This window comes from Roseibium aggregatum (assembly GCF_017309185.1).
GTDB classification, from domain to species: domain Bacteria; phylum Pseudomonadota; class Alphaproteobacteria; order Rhizobiales; family Stappiaceae; genus Roseibium; species Roseibium aggregatum_B.
Genome location: NZ_JAEKJZ010000001.1, coordinates 1,483,315 through 1,509,716, shown reverse-complemented (window position 1 = coordinate 1,509,716; position 26,402 = coordinate 1,483,315). Strand labels below are relative to the sequence as shown.

24 protein-coding genes are annotated in these 26,402 nt (G+C 60.9%); 8 read left to right on the top strand and 16 right to left on the bottom strand.

Going from position 1 to position 26,402, the window contains the following annotated elements:
• Positions 1-78: 78 nt before the first annotated feature.
• The 6 genes from JF539_RS06500 to JF539_RS06475 all read right to left on the bottom strand — a co-directional run bounded on the left by JF539_RS06500 (position 79) and on the right by JF539_RS06475 (position 5,052).
• A complete protein-coding gene (locus JF539_RS06500) occupies positions 79-1,431 on the bottom strand; it encodes a PQQ-binding-like beta-propeller repeat protein (RefSeq protein ID WP_209017021.1) in 1,353 nt (450 codons plus the stop codon).
• Entirely contained in the window at positions 1,428-2,111 is a 684-nt protein-coding gene (locus JF539_RS06495; RefSeq protein ID WP_207139505.1) for a tetratricopeptide repeat protein, read from the bottom strand. The genes JF539_RS06500 and JF539_RS06495 overlap by 4 nt, the downstream gene beginning before the upstream one ends.
• A 216-nt stretch (positions 2,112-2,327) precedes the next feature.
• Entirely contained in the window at positions 2,328-2,909 is a 582-nt protein-coding gene (locus JF539_RS06490; RefSeq protein WP_207139504.1) for an NnrU family protein, read from the bottom strand.
• An 82-nt stretch (positions 2,910-2,991) separates the two neighbouring features.
• Entirely contained in the window at positions 2,992-3,399 is a 408-nt protein-coding gene (locus tag JF539_RS06485; protein WP_207139503.1) for a Fur family transcriptional regulator, read from the bottom strand.
• A complete protein-coding gene (locus tag JF539_RS06480) occupies positions 3,396-4,223 on the bottom strand; it encodes a metal ABC transporter permease (RefSeq protein ID WP_207139502.1) in 828 nt (275 codons plus the stop codon). The genes JF539_RS06485 and JF539_RS06480 overlap by 4 nt, the downstream gene beginning before the upstream one ends.
• Positions 4,213-5,052: a metal ABC transporter ATP-binding protein gene (locus tag JF539_RS06475; protein ID WP_328809207.1), complete on the bottom strand. Its 840-nt coding sequence runs from the start codon at positions 5,050-5,052 to the stop codon at positions 4,213-4,215. The genes JF539_RS06480 and JF539_RS06475 overlap by 11 nt, the downstream gene beginning before the upstream one ends.
• 166 nt (positions 5,053-5,218) lie before the next feature.
• On the opposite strand from JF539_RS06475, the gene JF539_RS06470 reads away from it, so the two are divergent.
• Positions 5,219-6,619, top strand: coding sequence for a mannose-1-phosphate guanylyltransferase/mannose-6-phosphate isomerase (locus JF539_RS06470; RefSeq protein WP_207139500.1), 1,401 nt, complete (start codon positions 5,219-5,221; stop codon positions 6,617-6,619).
• Here the strand turns inward: JF539_RS06470 and JF539_RS06465 are convergent.
• Complete coding sequence (locus JF539_RS06465; RefSeq protein ID WP_207139499.1) at positions 6,568-6,837, bottom strand: hypothetical protein; 270 nt, start codon at positions 6,835-6,837, stop codon at positions 6,568-6,570. The two genes, JF539_RS06470 and JF539_RS06465, sit on opposite strands and share 52 nt — an antisense overlap.
• 547 nt (positions 6,838-7,384) lie before the next feature.
• On the bottom strand, positions 7,385-8,296 hold the full coding sequence (gene puuE / locus JF539_RS06460; RefSeq protein ID WP_207139498.1) for an allantoinase PuuE: 912 nt from the start codon (positions 8,294-8,296) through the stop codon (positions 7,385-7,387).
• A gap of 272 nt (positions 8,297-8,568) precedes the next feature.
• On the opposite strand from puuE, the gene JF539_RS27840 reads away from it, so the two are divergent.
• Positions 8,569-8,697, top strand: a complete 129-nt coding sequence (locus JF539_RS27840; protein WP_268957521.1) for a hypothetical protein — start codon at positions 8,569-8,571, stop codon at positions 8,695-8,697.
• 35 nt (positions 8,698-8,732) lie between these two features.
• Here JF539_RS27840 and JF539_RS06455 read toward each other — a convergent pair whose 3' ends face one another.
• Positions 8,733-9,110: a hypothetical protein gene (locus tag JF539_RS06455; RefSeq protein WP_207139497.1), complete on the bottom strand. Its 378-nt coding sequence runs from the start codon at positions 9,108-9,110 to the stop codon at positions 8,733-8,735.
• A 303-nt stretch (positions 9,111-9,413) separates the two neighbouring features.
• On the opposite strand from JF539_RS06455, the gene JF539_RS06450 reads away from it, so the two are divergent.
• From JF539_RS06450 to JF539_RS06435, 4 genes are all read left to right on the top strand, one after another.
• Positions 9,414-9,971, top strand: coding sequence for a PadR family transcriptional regulator (locus tag JF539_RS06450; RefSeq protein ID WP_207139496.1), 558 nt, complete (start codon positions 9,414-9,416; stop codon positions 9,969-9,971).
• 21 nt (positions 9,972-9,992) lie between these two features.
• On the top strand, positions 9,993-11,102 hold the full coding sequence (locus JF539_RS06445; protein ID WP_207139495.1) for an efflux RND transporter periplasmic adaptor subunit: 1,110 nt from the start codon (positions 9,993-9,995) through the stop codon (positions 11,100-11,102).
• On the top strand, positions 11,099-15,061 hold the full coding sequence (locus JF539_RS27615) for an efflux RND transporter permease subunit (protein WP_207139494.1): 3,963 nt from the start codon (positions 11,099-11,101) through the stop codon (positions 15,059-15,061). Before JF539_RS06445 ends, JF539_RS27615 begins: the two co-directional genes overlap by 4 nt.
• A 183-nt stretch (positions 15,062-15,244) precedes the next feature.
• Entirely contained in the window at positions 15,245-16,195 is a 951-nt protein-coding gene (locus tag JF539_RS06435; protein WP_207139493.1) for a helix-turn-helix domain-containing GNAT family N-acetyltransferase, read from the top strand.
• 1 nt (position 16,196) lies between these two features.
• Here the strand turns inward: JF539_RS06435 and JF539_RS06430 are convergent, their stop codons facing one another.
• From JF539_RS06430 to JF539_RS06415, 4 genes are all read right to left on the bottom strand, one after another.
• On the bottom strand, positions 16,197-16,724 hold the full coding sequence (locus JF539_RS06430; protein WP_207139492.1) for a GNAT family N-acetyltransferase: 528 nt from the start codon (positions 16,722-16,724) through the stop codon (positions 16,197-16,199).
• Between the two features lie 79 nt (positions 16,725-16,803).
• The gene (locus tag JF539_RS06425; protein ID WP_207139491.1) at positions 16,804-17,553 is read right to left on the bottom strand and encodes an SDR family oxidoreductase; all 750 of its coding nucleotides are present in this window, start codon (positions 17,551-17,553) and stop codon (positions 16,804-16,806) included.
• 344 nt (positions 17,554-17,897) lie between these two features.
• A complete protein-coding gene (locus JF539_RS06420; RefSeq protein WP_419247677.1) occupies positions 17,898-18,710 on the bottom strand; it encodes a CDP-alcohol phosphatidyltransferase family protein in 813 nt (270 codons plus the stop codon).
• Positions 18,711-18,777: 67 nt separating this feature from the next.
• On the bottom strand, positions 18,778-19,482 hold the full coding sequence (locus JF539_RS06415) for a phosphatidylserine decarboxylase (protein ID WP_207139490.1): 705 nt from the start codon (positions 19,480-19,482) through the stop codon (positions 18,778-18,780).
• A 290-nt stretch (positions 19,483-19,772) separates the two neighbouring features.
• On the opposite strand from JF539_RS06415, the gene JF539_RS06410 reads away from it, so the two are divergent.
• A complete protein-coding gene (locus tag JF539_RS06410) occupies positions 19,773-20,684 on the top strand; it encodes a hypothetical protein (protein ID WP_207139489.1) in 912 nt (303 codons plus the stop codon).
• On the opposite strand, the gene JF539_RS06405 is transcribed toward JF539_RS06410, so the two are convergent.
• From JF539_RS06405 to JF539_RS06395, 3 genes are all read right to left on the bottom strand, one after another.
• Complete coding sequence (locus JF539_RS06405; RefSeq protein ID WP_207139488.1) at positions 20,662-21,594, bottom strand: LysR family transcriptional regulator; 933 nt, start codon at positions 21,592-21,594, stop codon at positions 20,662-20,664. The genes JF539_RS06410 and JF539_RS06405 overlap by 23 nt on opposite strands.
• Positions 21,595-21,923: 329 nt before the next feature.
• Positions 21,924-23,771: an ABCB family ABC transporter ATP-binding protein/permease gene (locus tag JF539_RS06400; protein ID WP_209017191.1), complete on the bottom strand. Its 1,848-nt coding sequence runs from the start codon at positions 23,769-23,771 to the stop codon at positions 21,924-21,926.
• 151 nt (positions 23,772-23,922) lie between these two features.
• On the bottom strand, positions 23,923-24,315 hold the full coding sequence (locus JF539_RS06395) for an ArsR/SmtB family transcription factor (protein WP_207139486.1): 393 nt from the start codon (positions 24,313-24,315) through the stop codon (positions 23,923-23,925).
• 366 nt (positions 24,316-24,681) lie between these two features.
• On the opposite strand from JF539_RS06395, the gene JF539_RS06390 reads away from it, so the two are divergent.
• Complete coding sequence (locus JF539_RS06390) at positions 24,682-26,322, top strand: autotransporter outer membrane beta-barrel domain-containing protein (protein ID WP_207139485.1); 1,641 nt, start codon at positions 24,682-24,684, stop codon at positions 26,320-26,322.
• Positions 26,323-26,402: the final 80 nt, after the last annotated feature.

Below are 26,402 nucleotides of genomic sequence, written 5' to 3'. Positions count from 1 at the left end.
CTCCTGACAGAAGGGCGCCTTTTTCCGCGCCCTCCCTGAATGTCCGCTTCTACGCGCGGATTGTTTTCCATGCGTCTTTTAGTTGAAGGCGGCGACGCCGTCACTGCCTTCCAGAACAACAATCCGCCCGCCGGCAACGATCGGGGTCACATAGACATCCACATTCGTCCGCTGCGTATTCATGATCTTGCCAGAGGCGGCATCCACCATGGCGATCTGGCCGTCGCTGGAAAACGCGACCAGGGCACCGTTCGCCAGGATCGGGCCGGCCCAGTTGCGGCGGCGCTTCTTCTTCTGAGGACGCGGCAGGGAAGTCGCCCACAGCGTTTCACCGCTCTTCAGGCTGAGCGCCACCATGCGGTCGTCCAGATCGACCATGAAGAGCGCGCTGCCGGAGACGACCGGCGTATGCACGCTGCCCAGGTCCTGCTCCCAGCGGCGTTGACCGGTCTTCGCATCCACAGCCACGGTCCGGCCGGCGACACCTGTCGCATAGACAGAATTGCCGGTGACCACCGGGCTCGCGGAGACATCGGCAAGACCTGAGAGCGCAAGCGTGCGGAAACCACGCGAGACGCCGTCGATCCATGCCGGTTCGCCCGACTTGATGTCAATCGCCATGAGTTCGCCGGAGGAAAACGGAACAATGACCCGGTTGCCGTTGATCGCCGGGTTGGCGGCCGAAAGCAGACCCGCCGTTTCCTCGATACCGGAGTACGTCCAGGCAAGGGTCCCGTCGGACTGCGACAGGGCATAAACGTCGTTAGACTGGGACACGACGAAAACATGTCCGGCGCCCGCCACCGGTGCGCCGCGCGGCGGCGTGTCGACGGACACCCTCCAGATGACGCGGCCGGAGCCGGCCTCGAGCGCCACGACTTCCCGGTAAGTGGTCGCGGCATAGACAACTCCGTCGGCGACGGCTACCCCGCCGCCGGGACCAATATCACGCTCGCCTTCCGGCCTGAGGTTCTGGGTCCAGACCCGTCCACCGGCCGTCGACAGGGCAACAACTTCGCCGTTCGGCTTGTAGACATAGATCCGGCTGCCGTCGCTGACAGGCCGGGCCGAGACCCTGAGCGACGCGGAGGTCAAACCGCGGCCGGACGCCCCGACCTGCGTTCGCCAGGCTCTGCCGCCGGATATCGAAACCGCCACATTGCCCGGATCGTTGGTCAATCCACCACCCGCCGTGGTCCAGACCTGCCCCCCGGTTGCCGGTCCGATCGAGGCTGTTTCCCCAAGGGCCGCGGCTGCCGGATCGGCGCCGTCGAAGACCGGTTCGCGCTCACCCTGGAGGGGTTTTTCTCCTCCGAACGGGTTCAGGTTCCCGGCAAAGTCGGTCACCGAGCCGCATCCCGTCAGCATGAAAGACAGGATGACAGCGCCGACAAGGCCGCGCTTGCTTGTTGAAACGGTCGAAAAATTCACTGATTGTTTCCTTGGCTTTCAGCGTCGGCATTGCCGTTCTGTGCGCGGATGACATCGGCCAGAAGCCCTATCCGGGTGCTTACCTCTCTCGGCGTGGCAGGATCGTCTTCCAACGCGGAAATCCATGCTCTGGCGGCATCTATATCGCCGTTTTTCCATGCACTTAGCGCCAATATCTCACGTGCCCCCGAACGAAAGGACCCGGTGTCTCCGGTCAAAGGCTCCAGGCGATCGGCGACGGCCGTGTAATCTTCCGTGTCCACGGCAAGATAACCGGCCCGCAATGCCGCAACCTCACGCAGGGCCGGCCTGAGGCCGGTGTCTTTGGACAAAGCGTCAAATTGCGCGAGCGCCTCGGCGGTTTGTCCGGCGTTTGCCAGATCGGCCGCGCGGCGGAAACGCGCCAGCGCCGGATAGCCGCCGAGCGCCTCCTCCAATTCGCCGTAAAGTGCCGCGGCCTCTTCGAAATTCTCGGCATCGGAGAGCTTGACCGCTTCAAAGAACGTGTCGCCCGCTTTCTGGGACTGGGCGTCCTGCCAGTAGAGCCAGCCACGATACCCACCGGTAACGACAACGATCAGAACCGCAACGCCAATGATCCAAAGACCGAAGCGGTCCCAAAGCCGACGGTATTTTTCCTGGCGGATATCTTCATCGACTTCCCGAAAAATGTCTGACATGCGTGTCTTGTTCCTGCGTTCACTCTACCGGTCCGGCACATACGCCGGATCGTCGCCCCTGTCGAGTGGCGCACATTATCCATTTGATACGTTTGGGGCAATTCCCCGATGCGGCATTGAAGCATCGGACCCTAAAACCGCTTTCGTGGCGCAAGTGGGGCAAGTTGGGACGAATTGGCAAAAATAAGGGTTTCCAGCCGCAATTTGTGCGGCAGATCAGGCCACCGGCACGCCGATCAGGAGCAGGTGCAGCTTCCAGACGAACAATCCGTAGATGACGAGACCGGCCAGAATCACGACGGCATCGGAATAGCGGCGGCCCTGCTTTGCGATCACCGGCCCCTGTCCGGCGCCCGGACCGCGTCGTTTCACGGAAATGCGGTCGGCAACCGCCCAGACGAAAAAACCGCCGAACAACAGGACCGAGGCCAGATCGCCATTGGCCAGAAGATGGGAAAACGCCCACAGCTTGACCGCTATCAGCATTGGATGCTTCAGAACCGTCTTGATCTTGCAGGGGACGTAAGCCGCAACGAGAAAGATGAAAACCGGCACCATGAACAGCATGGTCACGTGGCGCAGCCAGAACGGAGGATCGTAGACCAGGACAGGTCCTTCGGAACGGGCAACGCCATAGCCGTAAACCGTCAGGATCAGACCGACGACGGAGACCAGCGTAAAAACGCCCTTGTATCCGTTTTCGCCGAATTTCGATGTGATCCGCGCGCGCAGGGCGGGAAACATCGGCAGGACATGGCTCCCAAGGAACAACACCAGACCGGCAATCAAAACAGCCATGCGCGCGCTCCCTCAATCCGCTCACCAGCGGATGGACCATAAGCGGGAGCGCCGCGCGCCGCAACACTCTTGGCTGCTGCGATTACCCTGCCGTCAGGCAGTCTTTGCACTTGCCGCGCAGCTCGATCGTCATCCCGGACAGCTGAAACCCCTGTTTTCCGGTCCAGTCCTTGAGGTGGCCGATGGCTTCCTGCGGCGAGAACTCGATCACATTGCCGCAAGCCTCGCAGATGGCGAATGCCGCCGTTCCGTGATCTCCACAGTCCTTGTGGCTGCAGGCTACAAAGGCGTTGAGGCTTTCCAGCCGGTGAACCATGCCGTATTCGACCAGCTTCTCCAGAGCCCTGTAAACCTGAAGCGGTGCGCGCAGACCGTTGTCCCGCAGCAGATCGAGAATCGCGTAGGCCGTCAGCGGCCCGTCCGCGTCGGACAGGGATCCGAACACCAGAGCCTGGTTTTTCGTCAATTCGGGGTGGACATGCGCGCTCACGGGCGACCTCCTTGGGCTTTTGCCCTTATCCTTCTCACAAGTCGTCCCCCCGGGACAAGGCTTACGCCGAAGAGCACCATGGCTGCGACGACAATCGACGGTCCGGACGGCGTGTCGTAAAAGAGCGAGGCGTACAGCCCGCCGACCACGGACGCCGCCCCGGCCACGGCCGCAAACACCGCCATTTGCTCCGGCGTGGAGGACAGCCGCCGGGCTGCGGCAGCGGGTATGATCAAAAGGGCGGTGATCAACAACGCGCCAATGATTTTCAAGGAAATCGCGATGACGGTCGCCGTCAGGAGCATGAAAACCAGTTCCGCCCTTTCGGGCCTCAGGCCCTCGGCGGCCGCAAGGTCCGGATTGACGGTGGTCGCGAACAGGGGGCGCCAGATCAGGATCAGGCCCCCCAGAACCAGAGCGCCGCCTCCGTAGATCATGGCTATGTCCAACGCGGTGACCGCAAGGATATCTCCAAACAGCAGACCAAGCAGATCCACCCGGACCCAGGTCATGAAGGCGAGACATACCAAGCCAAGAGCGAGCGCGGAATGTGACAGCAGCCCCAGGATCGCATCGGAGGACAGGGAATTCCCCCGCCTCAATCCGAGAAGCAAAAGGGCCAGCACGACCGACGTGATCCCGACGGCGACGATCGTGTTGATGTCCAGGAGAAGCGAGAGCGCGACCCCCAGCAAGGCGGCATGGGACAGCGTGTCTCCGAAATAGGCCATGCGCCGCCAGACGATGAAACAGCCCAGCGGACCGGACACGACTGCGACACCGACCCCGGCGATGAGCGCGCGTGTGAAAAAATCATCCAGCATTGGTCAGACCACCGGTCTCGTGATGCTGATGGCCGTCGTGGCCGTGATGCTCTCCCGGAAAATCCGTGCAAAGCGATCCGTCCATATGGCGGACCCGCCCGTCGGGCAGATGAACATGATCGTGATGATGTTCGTAGACGGCCAGGGCAGTCCCTGTCCGCGCACCGAACAATGCGCGGTAATTGTCGTCCCGGCTGACGTCGGACGGCGTCCCGCGGCAACAGACATGGCCGTTCAGGCAGATCACCTGATCCGACGCGGCCATCACCACGTGCAGATCGTGGGAAATCAGCAAAACGCCGCAGCCGAGAGACGAGCGGATGCTGGAAATCAGGTCGTAGATCGCAATTTCCCCTGCGTAGTCCACCCCTTGCACGGGTTCGTCCAGAACCAGGAGATCGGGATGGCGCGCGATCGCGCGCGCCAGCATGACACGCTGCGTTTCGCCCCCGGAAAGGCTGCGCATGTCGGCATCGATCAGCCGGCCCGCCCCCGTTTCCTCCAGCGCGCCGAGGCATTCATCGTCAGACAGCGGGTTCGTCAGACGCAGGAACCGGCGCACGCTTAACGGCAATGTCCAGTCGATCGCCAATTTCTGCGGGACGTAACCGACCTTCAGCCCCCGCCTGCGCTCGGCGCGGCCTTCAGTCGGCCTCAAGATCCCCAACGACATTTTGGCGGTGGTCGATTTTCCGGACCCGTTCGGGCCGATCAATGTTACGATTTCGCCGGCTGCAACGGATAGGTCCACGCCCCGGACGAGCCACTGCCCGTCCTTGCGCGCACCGGCGCCTTGCAGTTGAACCAATGGGGTTTCGTTTGTTTTCATGCTACTGCAGATCAACTCCACTCGTCACGGCACCGGATTCGGCGTTACAGTGTAACTCAGGTCTGCGTCAAGTTTGCCATTTGCAACTCAAAACGCCGTGTTTAACATTTTCCGGTATTCGCTCGGCCGATCATCGTTGCATGCCTTACCACAGGAACACTACTCAATGATATTTCCCTGTATTTTATCCGGCGGCGTCGGGTCCAGGCTGTGGCCTTTGTCACGCAAGGACCGCCCAAAGCAATTTCTGCCGCTGTTCGGTGGTGAAAGCCTGTTTCAGAAGACGTGCCGCCGTGTCAATCAGCCCGGCTTTGCCGCTCCGATCGTCATCGGCAACAACGACCACCGGTTTCTCATCGGCGAACAGCTTTCGGAACTGGATCTCGAAGCCAACTCGATCCTGCTGGAGCCGGTCGGCCGGAATACGGCTCCTCCCGCCCTGATGGCGGCGATGATCGCGAATGAAGCAAACCCGGACGCGCTGGTGCTTCTGCTGCCGTCCGACCACCTGATCCAGAAAGAAGACCTGTTTCTGGACGCGGTTCAAGCGGCCGAACCGGCCGCCCGCGCCGGGGACATCGTCACCTTCGGCATCACGCCGAGCGAGCCGAACACCGGATACGGCTACATCAAGGTTGCCACCGGCAGCGAGCCGGTCCGGCCGGTCGAGGCTTTTGTCGAGAAGCCGGACCTGGAGCGTGCGGAGACCTTCTTGAAGAATGGCGGCTACGTCTGGAATGCAGGCATTTTCCTTTATTCCTGCAAGACGATGATCGAGGCCTTCAAAACCCATCAACCGGAGCTCTACGAAGACATTGCCGCCGTCATGCGCACCCGGCGCGGCGACCTGGATTTCGTCCGTTTCGATGAGGAAAGCTTCGAAAAACTCGACGATATCTCCATCGATTACGCCATCATGGAAAAAGCGCGCAATGTGGTCTGCGCCCCCGTTTCTCCCGGCTGGGACGATCTCGGGTCCTGGTCGGCCATCTGGAACGTCCTCGAAAAAGACGACAACGGCAACTCCGGTCTCGGAGACGCCCGGTTTCTCGACAGCCGGGACTGCCTGGCCTATGCGGACCGCGGCCTGGTCTCCGTCATCGGGCTTGACGATGTCATGGTGATCGCGACCACCGACAGCGTTCTGGTCGCGCACAAGGACAAGGCCCAGGACGTCAAGAAAGTGGTCGATCAGCTCAAGGCGGAAGGGCGGGACGAGGTCGACAGTCACCCGCGTGTCTACAAGCCCTGGGGCTATACGGAACGCATCAGCGCTGGCGACCGGTTCGCGGTCCAGTCCATGATGATCAAGCCCGGGCGGCGCCTCAGCCATCAAAGCCACCTCCACAGGGCCGAGCACTGGATCGTCGTCTCCGGAACGGTCGAAATCACCATCAACGGGGAAACCCGGCTTCTAACGGAAAACCAGTCGGCCTATGTTCCCTTGGGGGCCCGGCATACCCTGCAGAACCCCGGCAAGATCCCGGTGCGGATGATCGAGGTCCAGTCCGGAACTTATCTGAACGAAGACGATATCGTCCGCCACGCTGACACAGGGTCGCTCTGACGCCGCTTTGCGATCTGTGATTTCGACAGCTTCCGCTCAACCTCTTCGAGACGCTCCGACAGCCGCTCGAACAGGTTTGTGGGCATGCGGAGCGTGGCGACGTAAAGCGATACGGCTTCGTCGACACTCTGCTGCCAGCTGATCCGGTCGATTTCATTGTAAACGGCCTGGCCAAGGTCCTGCAGCTCCACGGCATCCTCGACAAGCGGCCGGATCATGCGGGCCGTTTGTTCAGGCCGTTCCGCAACCCAGACCGCGGCGGCAATGGAAAAACCGGCAAACAAAAAAATATGCAAATTTCGAAAAAGATAACGCATTACAGCCCCTTAGAAACGATTAACAAATCGTTAAACTACCTAAGGTCGTAACGCGAAAGGTGCCTCACCACAATCCGATCGTGCAGTTTTAAGTTGTATTTTAGAGGTTAACGTTAATTCGGAACCCGGCGCGGTACGTATAAAGAACTGTACCGCGGCAAGGCAGTCCCCTCAGGCTGCTGACAAACCCTCAGACGGTCATTCCGGACAAGTGCAGAGAAGTTGCGCGCGGATCCGGATACCAGAAATCTTCTGCGCCAATGGCGCTCAATACTCAAATTACATCAGACAGATATGAGGCTGAAGTTCGCCCTTGTCAGCTGGATTTCGTCTCACGCGACACCGCTTCGCGGCGCGCTGGCCGGAATGCCCTCGTGAGGTTTGCCAGTAATCTGAGGGTACCGCCAGTATGGCAGTACCTTCTTGTTCTATTCGTATCGGAGTGATGTCAGCTTCTTGTGTGATGGGCGTGCCAGTGCCAGGCGATGTCGATGCGCCGGGCCACCCAGACCTCGTCGTGACCGGCGACATAGTCGAGGAACCGGGCCAGTGACGCCGCCCGGCCCGGACGTCCGACCAGCCGGCAGTGCAGACCGAAGTTGAGCATTTTCGGCGCTCCCGCCTGCCCTTCGGCATAGAGGGTGTCGAAGGCGTCTTTCAGATAGGTGAAAAACTGGTCGCCGGAGTTGAACCCCTGCGGGGAGGCGAAGCGCATGTCGTTGGTGTCCAGCGTATAGGGGATCACCAGATGATCGCCGTGAGGACCGTCGACCCAATACGGCAGATCGTCCGCGTAGCTGTCTGAATCGTAGAGGAACCCGCCCTCCTCCATGACCAGTTTCTGCGTCTGCATCGAGCAGCGCCCGGTGTACCAGCCGAGCGGCCGCGCACCCGTGACTTCCTCGTGAAGCCGGACCGCTTTCCGGATCTGCTCTCGTTCCTCCTCTTCCGGCATGTCGGCGTGCTCGATCCACTTGAGGCCGTGCGAAGCGATTTCCCAGTCCGCCTCCTTCATGGCCGCGACCGCTTCCGGATTGCGCATCAGCGCTGTCGCGACACCGTAAACCGTCACCGGCAGTCCGCGCTGGGTGAACATGCGCCACAGGCGCCAGAAGCCTGCCCGGGAACCGTATTCGTAGATGGACTCCATGTTCCAGTGACGTTTTCCGGGCCAGGGCTGCGCGCCGACGATTTCCGACAGGAAGGCCTCGGAGGCCGGGTCGCCGTGGAGTATGTTGTTTTCGCCGCCCTCCTCGTAGTTCAGCACGAACTGAACCGCGATCTTCGCTCCTCCGGGCCACTGAGGATCCGGCGGCGTCCGGCCGTATCCGATCATGTCGCGGGGATAGGAATCGCTCATTTCTGTGTCTCCGGGGTTCGCTGTTCGCCTGCCAAGAGAGCGCATCACAGGGAGCAGTGCAAGCAGGTGACCGGAACTATTGGCCTTTTCGCTTCTTCAGGAGGCCTGTTGAAACACCTCTCATGCCGCACGGCGCGAGACAGACAGGCCTCACCCCGAAACCTTCCCTAGCGGAATGATAAAATTTTAACGGCAAAGTTACACCGCCCTTAGAGGATTCTACTCTAGGTTATATTCGCTGGCAGGGCGTCATGAAGGAAGGAGGCGAAACGATGAAGCTTTCATCGATCGGCTTGCTGTTTCTGCTGGTTGCCGCAGTCATGACCCAGTTCATTGACCGGGCCGCGGAGCCGACCCGGATCGCAGAGGCCGACATCTATCGCAGCCACGGAGCTTATTGACCGCAGGTACCGTCAAAGGACCGGAAAGGGTCCGGTCAGCGATGCAGGTGTTTCAAATGGCCGGCCGTAGCCACGGCGGGCACCGGGCGAAGAGCCGGATTGTTCATCAGCATCTTCTTTCCACCGCGCCTCTTGCCACCGTCCCGGTCGTCTTCGCCGACCAGCATAATGGCGGAGCCCATCACCACCGACCCGAGCGTAATAACCAGACCGAAGGCCAGCATGATCACCGGGAGGATCGGGTTTTCCGCAGACATTACCAGAACCCTGAGGTTACCGATATTGGCCAGGAAAATGCCCCCGAGCACGAGCGCCGCGATGAAGACCCCGGCAACGCCGTTGATCAGGAGCAGACGAAACAGGGGATCCCGAGGCAGTTTCACCGGGCCGATTGACTTGCGCGTCGATGGCATTTACGGGCTCCATTGTTGCGGGTGCGAAGGGTGCCTTGAAGGATATCGCCAGATGTTTGCCGATGGCAAGCTGTCAAAATGCAGCAGGGTGTCCGCGCGCATCCGACTGGCCTGACGGTCCAGTCTTTCGCGCAGCAATTTTTCTGCAACGCACCCTTGATAACTGACCTAACGACATATATTTATCCGATATATCGATCCGGTATATGTGGTTTTACCGATCAACCGGCCCCGAAGCTTCGCCGATCCAGCGGTCGGACAAACAGCCTGAACGGAAAGGCGCTGCCGGACAAGGAGACTTTGATGAGCGTGCGCAATCTGTGCCTTGCAATCCTGTCGTTCGGGGACGCGACCGGATACGAGATCCGCAAGGAATCGACCGAGGGGCGTTTCAGTTATTTCGACGATGCGAGCTTCGGATCCATCTACCCTGCCCTTGCGCGTCTGGAATCCGAGGGGCTCGTTACCGTGCGCGAAGAACCGCAGGCGGGAAAGCCGGCCCGGAAAGTCTACTCAATTACCGACGGCGGCCGCGACGAACTCATCCGCTCCTTGTGCGAGCCGGCCGCTCCGGACAATTTCAAATCCCCCTTTCTTCTGGTTGCCCTCAACGCGGCCCGGTTGCCGCCGGACGTGATCCGGCGCGCGCTCGACCGGCGCAAGGCTCAGGTTCACGAGGAACTCAGGTTGCTGATGGACAACGAGAAGGACAAGGAATGCGGACATACCGGGTCCAAGTGGATCCGGGACTACGGCATTGCCTGCATGAATTCCACCCTCGCCTATCTGGACGAACACGGCGAGGCCCTGATCAAGATTGCCGAAGACGCCGCCAAGCCCGTTGCGGCGGCGGCCGAATAAGCTGAGTTTCGGAGTTTCAAGATGCGCGTGAAGTTTTCCTACATTCTGGCCGCCGGGCTCGCAGCCGGCATTGGCGCGTGGATGTATGGCGGTACGACGGTGATCGGCGGGGTCGGCGACGGTGACGACGCCGCGCCCTCTCCCGCGGAACGGGTCAGCCAGCAAACCAGCGACGTTTTTCGTGTTCAGGTTCAGCGGCTGGTCGCACAGGACCGCAATGCCGTTCTGGAAGTGCGTGGACGCACCGAGGCGGAAGCGAAGGTCGAGGTCCGTTCGGCCACATCCGACAATATCGTCGAGCGTCCGGCGCGCGAAGGCGCCCATGTCAAGGCAGGCGACGTCCTTTGCATTCTGGACAAGGGAACCCGCGAAGCAAGCGTTCTGGAGGCCAAGGCGACCCTCGCCCAGGCCGAACTCGATCACTCCGCCGCCACAAAGTTGAGCACCAAGGGCTTTACCGCACAAACAAGCGTTGCCGCCGCGCAAGCCCAGCTTGACGCCGCGAAGGCTCGGCTGGAAGAGGCTGAGCGCGAATTGCAGCGCACGGTCATCAAGGCACCGATCGGTGGAGTCATCGAGAGCCCGATGGCGGATATCGGAACCCGGATCGAGACCGGAGGCACCTGCGCCACCGTGGTGAATTCCGACCCGATGATCGCGATCGGCCAGGTTTCCGAGCTCAGCATCAACCAGATTTCGCTGGATATGCCTGCGGAGGTCCGGCTTGTGACCGGGGAAACGCTCGACGGCAAGGTGCGCTACATTTCTCCGTCGGCCGACCCGGATACCCGCACATTCCGCATCGAGGTGGAAATGCCCAACCCGGACGGCAAGGCCCGTGACGGCGTAACGGCGGTCACACGGCTGACCCTGCCCGCCCAGAAGGCCCACAAGATCACCCCGGCCATCCTGACTTTGAACGATGTGGGCCAGGTGGGGATCCGCGCCGTCGACGAAAACAACAAGACCGTTTTCCATCCGGTCAAGGTCCTGGGCGGCGAAGAAGACGGCATGTGGATCGGCGGGCTTCCGGAGGAAGTCGTCGCAATCACCGTCGGACAGGAATATGTCGCCGACGGCGAAGTCGTGGAACCGGTCTTTGAAACGGAGACGGCAGAGGTGAGCCAATGATCGATATGCTCGAAGGCGTCCTCCGGCGTCCCAAGACGGTTTTCGTCATGATGCTGGCGCTGCTTGCCGCCGGGGTGGTGACCTATATCTCGATTCCGAAGGAAGCCAGCCCGGACATCGATCTGCCGATCTTTTACATCTCGATTACCCAGCAAGGCATTTCGCCGGAAGACGCCGAGCGGCTTCTGGTTCGACCTATGGAGACCGAGCTGCGCGGTCTCGACGGACTGAAGGAACTGACCGCGGTCGCGGCGGAAAGTCACGCAAGTATCGTTCTGGAATTCGATATTTCGTTCAACAAGGACGAAGCGCTTGCCGACGTGCGCGACAAGGTGGACCAGGCGAAGGCCAATCTGCCCGAAGAAGCCGAGGAGCCGACGATCCACGAGATCAACTTCGCCCTCGAGCCGACCATGGTCATCGCGCTGTCCGGCAATGTTCCCGAACGCACGCTCTATCAGCATGCGCGACGCCTGAAGGACGAGGTCGAGGCGATCGACACGGTGCGATCCGCCGACCTAACGGGCCACAGGGAGGAGTTGCTCGAAGTCCTGATCGACGCGCAGAAGCTGGAATCCTATTCGATCACCCAGCAGGAACTCCTCACCGCGCTGACGCAGAACAACCAGCTCGTCCCGGCCGGCTTCATCGACAGCGGCAAGGGCCGCTTCAACGTCAAGGTGCCCGGCCTCGTCGAGACGGCAAAGGACGTCTACTCGCTGCCTCTGAAGCAGAGCGGCGAAGGGGTCGTGACCCTTGCGGATGTCGCGGAAATCCGCCGAACCTTCAAGGACGCCAGCGGCTATACGCGCGTCAACGGCAGCCCCGCCATATCGCTGAAGGTGGTCAAGCGTATCGGCACCAACATCATCGAGAACAACGCCGCCGTCCGCAAGGTGGTGGAGGAAGCCTCCAAGGACTGGCCGGACACGATCCATGTGGACCTGATGCTGGACCAGTCCTCGAACATTTTCGAGGTTCTGGGCTCGTTGCAATCCTCGATCCTGACGGCGATCTTCCTGGTGATGATCCTGGTGCTCGCGGCCCTCGGTCTTCGCTCCGCGCTGCTCGTCGGCCTGGCGATCCCGACCTCGTTCATGGTCGGCTTCCTGATTCTCGGCGGCGTCGGCTACACGGTCAACAACATGGTCATGTTCGGCCTCGTTCTGACCGTCGGACTGCTCGTCGACGGCGCAATTGTCATGACCGAGTACGCGGACCGCAAAATCCACGAGGGCATGGAGGACCGGGAGGCCTATATCCGAGCGGCGAAGCTGATGTTCTGGCCGATCGTCTCCTCCACGGCAACGACCCTGGTGGCCTTTCTGCCGATGCTTCTGTGGCCCGGCGTGGCGGGCGAGTTTATGAGCTACCTGCCGATCATGGTGATCATCGTCCTGACGGCCTCGCTCTTCACGGCGATGATCTTCCTGCCGGTCACGGGCGGGATCTTCGCGCAGGTGTCGCACTGGATCAGCCGGCACGCCACACTGCTGTTGGCGGGAACGCTCGCGCTTGTCTCCTCCGTAGCGGTCGAGACGGGACCGTTCGTTCCGCTTGTCCTCTCCGGATTGCTGCCGGAGGCCGCGATTTCTCTCGTGACTATCCTGCTGGCCGTCGTCGCTTTCGTTGCCGTAGGCCTCCTGTCCTACAAGGTACTGAGGCCCTTCGTTCGCTGGTCGCAGGCGCGGGCGGAAAAGAGAGCTGAGATGGACCGGGCGGAAGCGGCGATGCTCTCGGGGATGCAGAAGGATGCAGAAGAAACAACAGAAAGCACAGCGAAATACTTCAAATCTCCGACCTTCCTCGTTTTTTTGAGTGAAGTTGTTTCTCTTGCGCTCGGGATTTGGATTGGCGTACTGGTTTATTCAACTTCTCCGGACTGGTTTTTATTTCTCGTAGCAGTTCTCATGATGCCATTCACGTTTTTCGCGGGGCTGATTGGGTCACCACTACCAGAGTTATTGACAACCGTTATTTACGTCTCTCTGCTTTTTGTTCTGGCAATTGGCACAATGATTTGCGCACATGTTCTTCTCAAGCCAGTAGCGTCTATCATCGACCGCCTCCTCGCATGGACCGGACGTAAGATCGCTGTCTTTTTCCGGAAGCTCTTCAAGCTGGCCCCGGATGCTGGCCAAAAAGCCAAAGCAAACGCTTTTGAAGTTGAAAAGGTTCCAGGTGTTACAGGCTTCTACTTGCGTCGCCTGAAACTGTTCGCCGGTAATCCGATCGGAAACATCGCCGCCATCGTGCTGCTGATCGGGAGCTGCTTTGCGATTGTCAGCGCCTTCAGCGCCAATCCGACCGGTGTCGAGTTCTTCATCGAAGAAGAACCGGAACAGGCCGTCGTTCTGGTCTCCGGCCGGGGAAACATGTCCTCCGCCGAAGCGCGGGATCTGGTGGTCAAGGTCGAGAACGAGATCATGAAGATCCGCGGCATCGACAATGTCATCACCAACGCCTTCACGCCGGGCGGCTCCTCCGGAGACACCGGCACGGGAGGCGTGCAGGACAAGCCGGCCGACGTCATGGGCGAGATCAATATCGAGTTCGCCGATTTCTGCTGCAGGCGGGTCGCCAAGGAGATCTTCGCCGATATCCGCGAGGCGACGTCCGATATTCCGGGCATCAAGGTGGAAACCCGCAAGATCGAGGGCGGACCGCCGACCGGCAAGGACGTGCAACTCGAGGTCAAGTCGACCGACTATGACGCCATGGTTGCCGCTGTCGCGCGGATCCGGGATCATATCGACAATGACGAGAACCTGATCGACCAGGAAGACGACCGGCCGCTGCCCGGCATCGAATGGCAGATCTCCATCGACCGGGAACAGGCAGGCCGCTACCAGGCAGGCATCGCCTCCGTCGGCAACATGGTCCAGCTCGTCACCAACGGTGTCCTGATCGGGACCTACCGGCCTGGTGACAGCGAGGACGAGGTCGATATCCGGGTCCGGCTGCCGGAAGCGGAACGCACCATCGACCGGTTCGACCAGTTGCGCCTGCAGACCGACCTCGGGCTCGTTCCCCTGGCCAATTTCGTCAGCCGCGAACCGGCACCGAAAGTCTCCGAGATCACGCGCCGCGACGGGCTCTATTCCATGATGGTCAAGGCAACCGTCAACCCCGCGTCCGGTTCGACGCCGGTGGAACAGGTCGCAGCCCTTCAGACGTGGCTGGACAGCCAGGAATGGCCTTCCAACGTATTCCTGAAGTTCCGCGGCGCCGACGAGGACCAGCAGGAATCCCAGGAGTTTCTCATGAAGGCGATGATTGCGTCGCTGTTCCTGATGTTCCTGATCCTGCTGACCCAGTTCAACTCGTTCTATCAGACGTTCCTGACGCTCTCGACGGTGGTGCTGTCCGTCTTCGGCGTGCTTCTCGGCATGCTGATCACCCAGCAGCCGTTTTCGATCATCATGACGGGAACGGGGGTGGTGGCGCTTGCCGGGATCGTGGTGAACAACGCCATCGTTCTGATCGATACCTATAACCGGTTCCTGCACGACGGGCTGCCGCCGCTGGACGCCATCCTGAAGACGTCCGCGCAGCGTATCCGCCCGATCCTCCTGACCACGATCACAACCATCGCCGGCCTGATACCGATGGCCACCATGATCAATTTCGATTTCTTCAATCAGGTGATCAGCTACGGTGGCATCACGGCGGTCTGGTGGGTGCAGCTGGCGACGGCGGTGATCTCGGGCCTCGCCTTCTCGACGATCCTGACCCTGTTGATGATCCCGGTCATGATCGCGCTGCCGAGCGTGTGGATGGGATCCTTCAACCGTCTGGTGGAGCGGTACAGGAACCGGAAACCGGCGCGGACGGAAGAACCGGCACCGGAAGATGTCGACCAGGAGGCTCAGCGGCCCGCCGCTCAGGTGGTTGCCATGCCCAAGCCGAAGGCACCGGACGTGCCCCAACCCAAGGACCTGCCGCACGCCGCGGAGTAATCTTGCATCGATGAACTGGCACGTGCTCCGGACATCCGGAGCACAGCGGGACCGTAATCCGGCTTGAGCCGGGGGAGGCATGGAACAGCCGGGAAACCGCAGACCGGTTTTCCGGCGTTTCCCCCCTTGTGAGGACGATCCGCCGCTCATATAGTTGCTTTATACAACTACATAGGCCTTACCATGACCGTTCCCTCTTCCGATCTCATCGCCGACGTTCGCGCCGCCTCCCGGCAAATGGTGCGCGAATTCGGTTTTCTCGACAAGACCATCGCCGGCACGGACCTGTCCGCGTCAGCCGCACATGCCGTCCTGGAAATCGGCCTGACCCCCGGAGTGACGGCAAAGGAGCTTGCGGCAAAGCTGAAACTCGAAAAGTCGACGGTCAGCCGCCTGCTCAAATCGCTCCAGGTGCGCGGGGAGATCACCCAGACACGTTCGGAAACCGATGCACGCATGTTCGGCCTTCAGCTGACGGGCTCGGGCTGGAAAACATTCGAAAAAATAGACGGTTTCGGCAACGACCAGGCCATGCGCGCGTTGACCAATATCCAGGGCGGCAATGCGCGGGTCATCGCGGAATCGCTGACGGCTTACGCACGAGCGCTCGCCTCCCCTGCGGAGAAGGCCGCGCAGCAGGCCCCGGTCTTCGACATTGTCGAAGGATATCAGACCGGCATGATCGGTGACGTCGCGGCCATGCATGCCCGTACCCACGGGGTCATCGTCGGAATGGGCCCGGCTTTCGAAAGCGTCGTTTCGAAAGCCATGGCCGAATTCATGCAGCGCATTGCCAACCCGGTCAACAACAGCTGGAGTGTCGTGGAAAACGGCGCCGTGATCGGCTCAATCAGCATTGACGGGGAAGATCTCGGTAACGGACTGGCGCACCTGCGCTGGTTCATCCTGTCTGAGAAGTTACGCGGCAAAGGCCTTGGAAAAAAACTGATTTCCAAGGCTCTTGAGCACTGCGACAACCACGGGTTCGACGAGATCCACCTTTGGACCCTGAAAGGCCTCGACGCAGCCCGGGCACTTTACGAAAGAAACGGCTTCCAACTCGTCGATGAATATATCGGCGATCAATGGGGCAAGGCGGTCACGGAACAGAAATTCGTCTGGAAGAGGCCCTGACCTAAGCGGACCAGAGGGCACGGTCCTGCCAGGGAGACGGAACCCGCAAGGTGCCGCTCTCCTGCGCGGTCCCGGAAGCAAGCTCGAGATATTGCCATGCCGCGGCCCATTCCTTCGGAAGGTCATATGGCGGTGTGATCCTGCTGCCGGGGAGAAAGCCGAAACGGCCGTAATACTTCGGGTCGCCCAGCACCAGAACCTGCGCGGCCTCCCAAGCCCTGACCGCTTCAAGGCCAGCGCGTACCAGGCGGCTGCCGACACCCTGCTTCTGGAAAGCAGGCGCCGCGCAAAGCGGGCCGAGGAGCGCGACCGTGGTCCTACCCGGCTCAACCGCGCATTTCGTGAAGATCACATGGCCGACAGGCTCGTTTTTCGAAACGGCGACAAGGGAAAGAACCCCGTCCGTCTCCTCCAGCAGATGCCTGAGGAGCGGAACGAGATCCTCTTCCGGGAATGCGGCCGCATAGAGTTTTTCCAGGGACGGAAGATCCTCAGCCACGCTTGGGCGCAGGTCCATATCAACAGGCATTGGAGACCCTCCATTCGTTTCAGCCTTTCCTCTATCGCCCCGGCAATACAGCAACGCAAGCCAATTCGCGGCAAACTTTCTATGCCTTGGCGATTGAATTCCCGCCGTCGCAGAGCATGGCCGAGCCGGTGACAAAGGACCCGGCATCGGACAGGAGAAACAGAGCGGCCCGGGCAATCTCCTCGGGTTCCGCCATGCGTTTCAGTGCGTGCAACCCCGCGACATACTGGTGAAACGCGGCATCGTCCCCGGCCATTTCGGTTTTCGTCCCACCCGGCAACAGCGCATTGACCCGGATCCGGTCCGGTCCGTGTTCCACGGCAAGAACCTGGGCAAGCCCGATCAGACCGGCCTTGGAGGCCGCGTAGGCCGCCATGCCCGGAAGGCCGATGGTGTGGCCGACAAAGGATGACGTGAACACGATCGAGCCGCCGCCCGACGCCTTCAAGGCCGGCACCTGATACCTGGCGGCAAGAAAAGCGCTGGTCAGGTTTGTGGCCACAACCGCGTTCCAGTTATCAAGGCTCATTGCAGGAACCGGCCCCATTTCACCGAGTATCCCGGCATTGTTGAACGCCCCGTCCAGGCGTCCGAAGCGTTCCAGAGCCGCGCTGACGGCGGCTTCCGAGAAATCCGGATCGGACACATCTCCCTGAAACAGCGAGATCCTGGCGGAAGCGTCCGGCAGACCCGCCTTGACCTCTTCCAGTTTCTCCAGGCGCCTCGCCGCCAGCAAAAGATTTGCGCCGGCGGCCGCGCACAACTTGGCAGCGCTGGCACCGATCCCGCTGCTCGCACCTGTGATCAAGATCGTCTTTTCAGTCAACATGTCGGGCTCCTCAGATGATTGAGAAGACCTCCTTGAACCGGAAAACAACTTGGGGAAACCCGATTAGCGAGCCGGCCCCAGCACACGGGCTTTAACCGCCGCAGATTGCCTAAAAACCGCAGGGCCGTCATTCCGGACAAGTGCAGCAAAGCTGCGCGCAGATCCGGAATCTAGACATCTTTTGCGCCGCAGGCGCTCAATAATAAAATTACATGAGATAAATTTGAAAAAATGAACTCGCCCAGGCTCGCGCTGTCAGCTGGTTTCCGGCTCACGCGATGCCGCTTCGCGACACGCTGTCCGGAATGACTCTTTTTGGGTGTGTCGGCAATCCGAGGCGGTACCTAACCGCCGTGATCCTTGTCCCGGTCGGCGAGCTTGTCGAGGTCGATGTCGCAGTCGTCGCCGTCGTCGTCCAGCCCGAGCGAGGCATCGGAGAGCACCAGCTTGCGGTGCGCGCGCCAGGAGAACGGGATCGTCAGCAGGTAGAGGACCGTGCCTCCCGCGAGCATGCGGAACGGATAGCTCACGGTCAGGGCGACGATCAGAACCGCGACGACGAACAGCGGCAGCACGTAGTCCCGGCGGACCCGGGTGCCCAGCGTCTTGCCGGAAAAGGTCGGCAGCCGGCTGATCAGGAGAAAGCCGATTGCGACCGTGTAGGCAGCGACGAAAGCCGCATCGGCGAACCAGTGCGGGAAGAGGCCCAGAAAATCCAGATAAAGCGGCAGCAGGACCACCAGCGCGCCGGCGGGGGCCGGCACACCGGTAAAGAACCTGGACGCCCATGCGGGTTTGTCGGGATCGTCCAGGGCGACATTGAAGCGCGCCAGGCGGAGAGCCGCGGAAATAGCGAACACGAGACCCGCGATCCAGCCGAGGTTTCCGGCGCCGTGCAGGATCCAGAGATAGAGCATCAGCGCCGGCGCCACGCCGAAATTGACGAAATCGGAAAGGGAATCCAGTTCCGCGCCGAAGCGCGAGGTGCCTTTCATCAGGCGGGCGACACGGCCGTCGAGCCCATCCAGCACCGCAGCGATCAGAATCGCCCCGACGGCGAACTCCCAGCGTGCCTCGAACGCCATGCGAACGGCCGTCAGTCCGGAACAGAGCGCCAGCAGCGTCACCATGTTGGGCACGATAAGGCGCAGCGGCACCTTGCGGAACCTTGGCGGCCGCTTTGTGTCCTCCACGTTTTTCCGCACAATCCGGGTCACGGAGGCCTCAGCTTACACGGGTCACAGGGTGCGCGGCGGCCTTCGGCGCTTTCAGATCGGCCAGCACGGTTTCGCCTGCGATCATGGTCTGTCCGATTGCGACCTTGGAAGCCGTCTCCGCGGGCAGATAAACGTCAAGACGCGAGCCGAACCGGATCAGCCCGAAACGCTCACCCGCCGGGACGGTTTCGCCCTCGCGCACGAAACAGACGATCCGCCTCGCCACGAGCCCGGCGATCTGCACGACGCCGACCCGCGTTTCGCCCGTGTCGATCACCAGCCCGTTGCGCTCGTTGTCGTCGCTCGCCTTGTCCAGCTCCGCATTCAGAAACTTGCCGGCCCGATAGGCAACCCGCAGGACCTTGCCGCTGACGGGCGCCCGGTTCACGTGGCAATTGAACACGTTCATGAAGATCGATACCCGCATCAGCGGTTCGTCTCCGAGTTCCAGCTCGGCCGGTGGGCGCGCCGGTCCGACCTGACTGACAATGCCGTCCGCCGGCGAGATCACAAGCCCGTCGCCGACCGGTGTCACCCGCTTGGGATCGCGGAAGAAATAGCAGATCCAGCCGGTAAGGAAGAGCCCGATCCAGAACAGTGGATCGATGAACCAGCCGACAACCAGTGTCGCCACGAGGGCAATCGCGATGAAGGGCCACCCCTCCCGGTGGACGGGAACCATGGCCTTGGTGACGGAATCGACTATCGACATTTAATCAACCGCTCTTTGAACCGGCGCTGTGTTTTTAACGGCAGGACGACCCTGAGACCGATATGCACCAGTTGCGCTTCCTCGATCACGCTTCTAGAGGCTTTTGGAGCCGATGAGAACCGGTTTTGAGACAAAGCCGGTCTTTTCGCCCTACTCTCAACAGCTAAGCCGGAGCAACACCGGGGTCCGGCAGCAAGATACTCTTTGCGATACGGTGGGCCTGACAGGGAAACATCCAAGTGTGACCCCTGGCACGGACTGCCTGGCGGACCTCGACTACGGTACGGACCATGAAAAAGGACACCGGTTCTTCAGAAGCTCCCCTGTTTCACCCTTTCAATCCGTCTCCACCGGACGGCCAGACCTGCCTTGAGCAGATCTACGACGCTTTTTCGCAGTATCCTTTCGGTTCCGGCTGGTGCGAGCAGTGTTTCACACCGGAGCAGGAAAACGCGGCGCGCGGACAAGACGTCCGGACCGCCGCTGCGGAAACCTTCGACATGATCTATTTCGAGCATCCGCTGTGTTCGGGAGGGAGCGATACGTTTCTGCACTTCCTGCCGCGCGGCCTGGAACTCTCCTTTTTCGATCTCAGGTTCTACTCCGGTTTTTCCGACTACCTTTTGCGTCTGGGCATTCTTTCCTGGCCGAAGCATGAGCAGTCCGTTTTACGGGACCTCTTTTGCCGGGTCGCCACAAGCTGGTTCGCGGAGGGCCATACGGGCCCGCTGGAAGGACCGACCGACAAGCACAGTTCCTGGATCCTTCAAAGCGACGTTCCGGACCTGATCGTGCAAGCGCTCCTGGTGCTGCGGGTCGAACCGGCCTCCGTCGCGGCCTGGCTTCTGAAAACCGATACCCGCGCCGCCTGGTACGGTATTGCGAAGGCGCTCAAGAACGACCTGATCGTGGAGGCACCTGTCTATTTCGTACTGAACGACGATGTGCCGGAAGAAGACCAACGGGCGGCCTGCGAGGCACTGAACAGACTGAGCCTGGACGGCTTCGGCAAGGCGGTAACCAGCGCAAGGCTCGTAGAGAAGTGGATGGAAACCGCCGAGAGCGATCCGAAGCTCGCCGAGGAGATCGGCCAGGCCGAGCTCTATTTGAACGCACGCCGCACCTTGAGCCCGCAACAGCGGCTGGACAATGAGCGCGCGCTTTGGAACGTCTTGCACGTCACTGCGCGGGAACCTTCGTGACGGCCTGGCGATAGTCGCTTTCCCAGTAGGCGGGCCGGCCGATTTTCGAGATCAGGAAGTCGATGAAGGTCGTCACCTTGGGCGGTGTGTACCGGCTGGGTGGATAGACGGCATATATGTTGCCGGTACGCGCGATGGGATAGTCTTCCAGAACCGCGACCAGCCGCCCATCCCTGAGATCTTCCCACACATGCGCCAGGGATTTCACCGTCAGGCCGAGACCGTAGAGCGCGGCGTCGTAGGCGAAATCGCCGTTGTCGCCGGAGACCACCGGATCCTCGATATGCCAGGCGATTTCCCCGTCGGGGCCGCTGAAATACCAGACCGGCATCGGATCGTAGCCGATGCAGTCGTGATTTCTCAGGTCTTCGGGGGTTTGGGGCGTCCCTTTTTTCACCAGATAGGACGGGCTGGCGCACAAAACCCTGGGATTGCCTCCGAGCTTGCGGGCGATCAGGCTCGAATCCGGCAAGGGCCCGCCTCGGATTCCGATGTCGTAGCCCTCTTCCACGAGGTTGACCATGCGGTCGGTCATGTCGACCTCGATCTTGAGTTCCGGGTAGAGTTCCCGGTACTCCGCCAGATGCGGCAGGACATGCTTCCGGCCGAAAAAGACATTGGTGGAGATCCGCAAGGTTCCGCGCGGTTTGTCCTCCGCGGCCTCGATCAGTTCCTGTGCCCGCTGCAATTCGCTCAACGCGATCGCCGCGTGGCGCAGGTAGAGCTGCCCGGCTTCCGTAAGCGCCGTGCGCCGCGTCGTGCGCGAGACGAGCTGGGTGCCCAGTTCCTTTTCCAGGTTGGTCAGCCGGCTGCTGGAAGCGGACGGAGACAGGCCGAATTCCCGGCCGGCCGCCGACAGGCTGCCAAGCTCCGCCACCCGTTTGAAGAATTTGAGGTCATCCAGACGCATTATGCCAAACTTTCGAAAGATCTGTTCAAGCGTAGCCTAATTCTTCGAAAAAATGAAATGTGGGATAGATCCTCCAGTCAACTCAGGAGGTCACGATGACGCACACAGGCGACGATTACGAACGGCGTGCACGCGCCGCCCGGCACGCGGAATTGCGGGCGCTGATCAAAGCATTTTCAACGTTGCTGGTTTTCGGTGCACGACCACGCAAAACGAAAGCCGCCCCCCAGGCACCCGAACCGGTCTGTGCCAACGACCGAAGCGCGCCTTCCAAGCACGCTGCGTAAGGGGAGCCGCATCAGTCCCGGCCTTGCGCCGGGACGCCGCCCCTATTTCGGCGGCACGTAATCCGCCGGCTGGCCGCGCACGACGACACCGAGTTCGTCGGCTTCCCGGGCGGCGCGCAAACGCTCTTCTGCCTCGTCCGCCTCGCGCTGGCGGGCCCACATGGAGGCATAGAGCCCACCGCCCTCCAGAAGCTCAGAATGCGTTCCCCGTTCGACGATCCTGCCGGCTTCCAGCACGATGATCTGGTCCGCGTTGACCACCGTCGACAGACGGTGGGCGATGACCAGTGTGGTGCGGTTCCTCGACACCTGGTCGAGGGCCGACTGGATTTCCCGCTCCGTGTGCGTGTCGAGCGCGGAGGTGGCCTCGTCCAGGATCAGGATCGGCGGCGCCTTAAGAATCGTGCGGGCAATCGCCACGCGCTGTTTTTCACCACCCGACAGTTTCAGCCCGCGCTCGCCCACTTCCGTTGCGTAGCCCTGGGGCAGCCTTTCGATGAAGTGGTCGATCTGCGCCATGCGGGCCGCTTCCCTCACCTCTTCGTCAGTCGCGTCCGGGCGTCCGTAGCGGATGTTGTAGGCAATGGTGTCGTTGAAGAGCACGGTATCCTGGGGAACCATGCCGATGGCGTGGCGCACGCTCTCCTGGGTCGCCCCGCGCACATCCTGGCCGTCGATCTCGACCGCCCCTCCGGTCACGTCGTAAAAACGGAACAGCAGCCGGGAAATCGTCGACTTGCCCGCGCCTGACGGCCCGACGATCGCAATCGTCCTGCCTGCGGGCACCTCGAAATCGATGCCCTTCAGGATCGGCCTGTCCGGGTCGTAGTGGAAGTGCACGTCCTTGAAGGCGATCTTGCCCTCCACCGCGTGGAACGGTTTCGCGTCGGGCCGGTCCTCGATCTCCGCCGGCACCAGCAAAAGATCGAACATGGCCTCTATGTCGGCGAGGCCCTGGCGGATTTCCCGATAGAGAAAGCCGATGAAGTTCAGCGGAATGGAAATCTGCATCAGGAGCGCGTTGATCAGGACGAAATCGCCGATGTTCTGCTCACCCGCAAGGACGGCACGGGCGGACAGCGCCATGCAGGCGGCCATGCCGAACCCGAGAATGACCGCCTGGCCGAGATTGAGCCAGGCAAGCGACGTCCATGTCCTGGTCGCGGCGGATTCGTACTTGGCCATGGAGACATCGAAGCGATCGGATTCCATCTTTTCGTTGCCGAAATACTTGACGGTTTCGAAGTTCAAAAGACTGTCGATGGCCTTCGAATTGGCCTCGGTATCGCTGTCGTTCATTTCACGGCGGATGTCGATCCGCCAGTTCGAGGTCTTGATCGTGAACCAGACATAGGCCGCGATCATCACGGCGACGATCACGACGTACCAGAACCCGAACTGGTACCAGATCACCGCCGCCATGATGGCGAATTCCAGGATGGTCGGAATGCCGTTCAGGATCGTGAAGCGGACGATGGCCTCGATCCCCTTCACCCCGCGTTCGATCACCCGGCTCAGGCCGCCGGTTCTGCGCGCCAGATGAAAGCGCAAGGACAGCCGGTGCAGATGCTGGAAGGTCAGATTGGCGAGCTGGCGCACGGCATGCTGCCCGACCCGGGCAAACAGCGCATCGCGCAACTGGTTGAAGGCGACCGCCAGGACGCGGGCGGCGTTATAGGCCAGGACGAGCATGACCGGCGCGGCTATAAAAGCCGGAAGATATCCCCCTTCCCCGGTCAAGGCATCGGTCGACCATGCGAAGAAGTAAGGGGACAGCACGGTCACGAACTTGGCGATCACCAGGGCGATGATCGCCAATATCACGCGTTTTTTCAGATCCGGCCTGTCCGAGGGCCAGATGTAGGGCCACAGATTGGCAAGGGTGGTCAGGGTGCTGCCTTCATCGGCGCTGACCGCCTTTCGGAATTGCGGTGGTGTTTGTTGGCTGCCGGCGGCCGCGGGCGATTGCGCGCGCGGCGGGGTAGCTGATCGATGGGGCACGCTTGGTTCTCCGGGCCGCGCAAAGCGGTCGCATTATTATTCAGTCTGTTTCCGGCACGCTGATCCGGTTCGCGCCGGCCGCCTCGCTCCGGACGGAATTGAGCCGGTCCCAGAACTCGCGCGAACACGTTTCCGCCCGCGCAAGTTTTTCCCAGTTCAACAGGTAGTGGCAGTTCCGCCCGCGTTGGTCACACGTCAGGATTTCCGCGTCCTTCAGAACCTGAAGGTGCTGGGACACGGTGGATTGCGCCAAAGGCAGGCGATTGACGATTTCGCCGCAGCAGGCCTCGCGTCGAGAGGCGAGCTGCTTGACGATCGCCAGACGCGCGGGATGCCCGAGCGCCCGGAAGATCGCCGCAAGCTCCTCGCAGCTTTCCAGGCATTCACCGGAAACCGCGCATGTCTCGGCCGGCGGTTTTCCCGTCCCGCTCATGTCGTCCAAACCTCCACACGCAACTGCATCTTATCGGTGATATACGATGGATGCACAAAAAAACAAGAGCAAACCGCAAAAAGCCCGCAGCAACAGGCGTTTCTCCATTGACTTCATGAAAGCAAGCGCCCTAAGTATTCGCGGGGCCTAAGAAGAGATTCTTGAACCGATTTCAATGTATTCTTATCAAGTATTTCTTTTTTCAGAGGCATTTAACAGGGGGTATTTCCGTTGCGTAAATTTTCACTACTCTCCAATACCATTCTCGCGGCCTCAATTTCTTTCCCGAGCGTTGCACATGCCGTTTCAAGCAACTTCACGGTCAATTCTGGCGACGTGACCGTTCAATCGGTCGATCTTTCTTTGATGACCAGTGGCTGGGCACTCGCAGGCACCCCAGGAAGCTACACGTACAGCTACGTCGCCATCAATTTCATGGCGGATACGACAGGCAGCTATACGTTCGGCCAAAGTTCAGCCCCAATCGATACCATCATGGCGGTCTATCTGAACGGGTCCTTCGATATCGATGCCCTGATCAACCCGGACGCTTACAATGACGATTCCAATAGCAGCAATATTTGCTACGGCATCGGCCGATGCCCCGAGGTCACGTCCACGCTGACGGCTGGGCAATCCAATACGCTTATTATCTCCACCTATTCTTCCAGCTCCACTGTATCCCTGCCTCTTGGCTTTTTCGCCAATGGCGTCGGTACGATCAGCTTCACGGTAGCTCCCGTCGCCGGTACCACAACCTTCGAGCCCGTGTCGCAACCAGGCATTTCCAAGGAAATGGCTGCGGTCATGGACACGCTCAACGGCGGCGGTGGAAGCGTATCGACAAGCCTTGGCAACGCTCTGACCTCTTTGGCCGCCATGCCGGACAGCGAGAGAGCGGCAGCACTCTCGCGCATCTCGCCGAATGCCAGCATCGCCTTCTCACAGGCAACATCGCGCAGCCTTCAGCGCAACACCCTGCGGATCGGTGATCGTCTGGTGGCGGTGCGCGGCACTCCTACGGTCAATCAGGTCAGCGCAACAGGATACCAATCGGCGTCGAGCGAGACGTCGCGACGTGTCGCTCAGAGCTTCAACGCCCTTACCGGCAACTCGGAGAACGAGGACGTCGCCGTCGCCACCCATGGCGAGACCGCCGGTGTTGCCACCGGCCTCCGGCCAAACAGTCTCTGGGGCCAGTTTTACGGCTTCAAGACGACCCAGGAGATGGAAGACGGCTATGCCGGCTATGACAGTTTCGGGCACAGCTATCTGGTCGGCTTCGATGTCGTTCCCATGCCGGACCTGATCGTTGGCGTCGCCGGCGGTTATACCAAGACCTATGTCGACATGGCCGATTACCGGGACGGCGACAAATCCATTGTGGACAGTTATCAGGCCTCCCTCTACGGCTCGTACGAGTTTGCCAACAACTGGATCGCGGATGCCATCGTCTCTTACGTCCGGCACCAGTATGACTCGAACCGGGGCACCACGCTCGACACGGCGCACGCGGATTTCAGCGCCAATCAGGTCGGAGCCCGCCTCGACGTCACCAAGGTGCTGGAGACGGGCAATGAAATCGTGTTCAGACCCAAGGCCGGGATCGCCTGGTCCGGCCTTTACCAGGACGGGTATCAGGAAACGGACAGCGCGCTCGCGCAGTATGTCGACTCCAACACGACCTACCGTTTCCAGACCAACGTCTCTCTTGAAGCCAGCAAGCAATTCGCCGTGTCCGAACGGTTTTCCGTCACACCCAGCCTCAGTGCCGGCTGGACGCACGATTTCCTGACCGACGGAACCGATGTTACCGCCCGTTTTGTCGGTGGCGGCGACAGCTTCACCTCAACCGGCCAGGCGCTGGCCGCGGACACGTTCCAGGTGCGTAGCGCACTCGAACTCGTTCGCGACGAGCAACTTCATGTGGATCTCGGCGCCACCGGCGAGTTCGCGACCGGCTATCAGGACTATGGCGGCCAGGTGCGGGTTTCCTGGAAATTCTGATCCCCGGCAGCGGCGACGTTCAATGACTGAGAGACCGCCGAACGGCGGTCCCAGACTGCAGACAAATCTCGCCTAGCATT

Bases quoted from the DNA above. Each gene is read 5' to 3' on its own strand.
- JF539_RS06410 (WP_207139489.1), top strand. From the start codon at position 19,773: ATGAAAAAGGACACCGGTTCTTCAGAAGCTCCCCTGTTTCACCCTTTC.
- JF539_RS06405 (WP_207139488.1), bottom strand. From the start codon at position 21,594: ATGCGTCTGGATGACCTCAAATTCTTCAAACGGGTGGCGGAGCTTGGC.
- JF539_RS06490 (WP_207139504.1), bottom strand. From the start codon at position 2,909: ATGGCTGTTTTGATTGCCGGTCTGGTGTTGTTCCTTGGGAGCCATGTC.
- JF539_RS06445 (WP_207139495.1), top strand. From the start codon at position 9,993: ATGCGCGTGAAGTTTTCCTACATTCTGGCCGCCGGGCTCGCAGCCGGC.
- JF539_RS06390 (WP_207139485.1), top strand. From the start codon at position 24,682: ATGACCAGTGGCTGGGCACTCGCAGGCACCCCAGGAAGCTACACGTAC.
- JF539_RS06425 (WP_207139491.1), bottom strand. From the start codon at position 17,553: ATGTTGACTGAAAAGACGATCTTGATCACAGGTGCGAGCAGCGGGATC.
- JF539_RS06480 (WP_207139502.1), bottom strand. From the start codon at position 4,223: ATGCTGGATGATTTTTTCACACGCGCGCTCATCGCCGGGGTCGGTGTC.
- JF539_RS06395 (WP_207139486.1), bottom strand. From the start codon at position 24,315: ATGAGCGGGACGGGAAAACCGCCGGCCGAGACATGCGCGGTTTCCGGT.
- JF539_RS06470 (WP_207139500.1), top strand. From the start codon at position 5,219: ATGATATTTCCCTGTATTTTATCCGGCGGCGTCGGGTCCAGGCTGTGG.
- JF539_RS06455 (WP_207139497.1), bottom strand. From the start codon at position 9,110: ATGCCATCGACGCGCAAGTCAATCGGCCCGGTGAAACTGCCTCGGGAT.
- JF539_RS27615 (WP_207139494.1), top strand. From the start codon at position 11,099: ATGATCGATATGCTCGAAGGCGTCCTCCGGCGTCCCAAGACGGTTTTC.
- JF539_RS06475 (WP_328809207.1), bottom strand. From the start codon at position 5,052: ATGAAAACAAACGAAACCCCATTGGTTCAACTGCAAGGCGCCGGTGCG.
- JF539_RS06435 (WP_207139493.1), top strand. From the start codon at position 15,245: ATGACCGTTCCCTCTTCCGATCTCATCGCCGACGTTCGCGCCGCCTCC.
- JF539_RS06430 (WP_207139492.1), bottom strand. From the start codon at position 16,724: ATGCCTGTTGATATGGACCTGCGCCCAAGCGTGGCTGAGGATCTTCCG.
- JF539_RS06495 (WP_207139505.1), bottom strand. From the start codon at position 2,111: ATGTCAGACATTTTTCGGGAAGTCGATGAAGATATCCGCCAGGAAAAA.
- JF539_RS06465 (WP_207139499.1), bottom strand. From the start codon at position 6,837: ATGATCCGGCCGCTTGTCGAGGATGCCGTGGAGCTGCAGGACCTTGGC.
- JF539_RS06415 (WP_207139490.1), bottom strand. From the start codon at position 19,482: ATGTCGATAGTCGATTCCGTCACCAAGGCCATGGTTCCCGTCCACCGG.
- puuE (WP_207139498.1), bottom strand. From the start codon at position 8,296: ATGAGCGATTCCTATCCCCGCGACATGATCGGATACGGCCGGACGCCG.
- JF539_RS06450 (WP_207139496.1), top strand. From the start codon at position 9,414: ATGAGCGTGCGCAATCTGTGCCTTGCAATCCTGTCGTTCGGGGACGCG.
- JF539_RS27840 (WP_268957521.1), top strand. From the start codon at position 8,569: ATGAAGCTTTCATCGATCGGCTTGCTGTTTCTGCTGGTTGCCGCAGTC.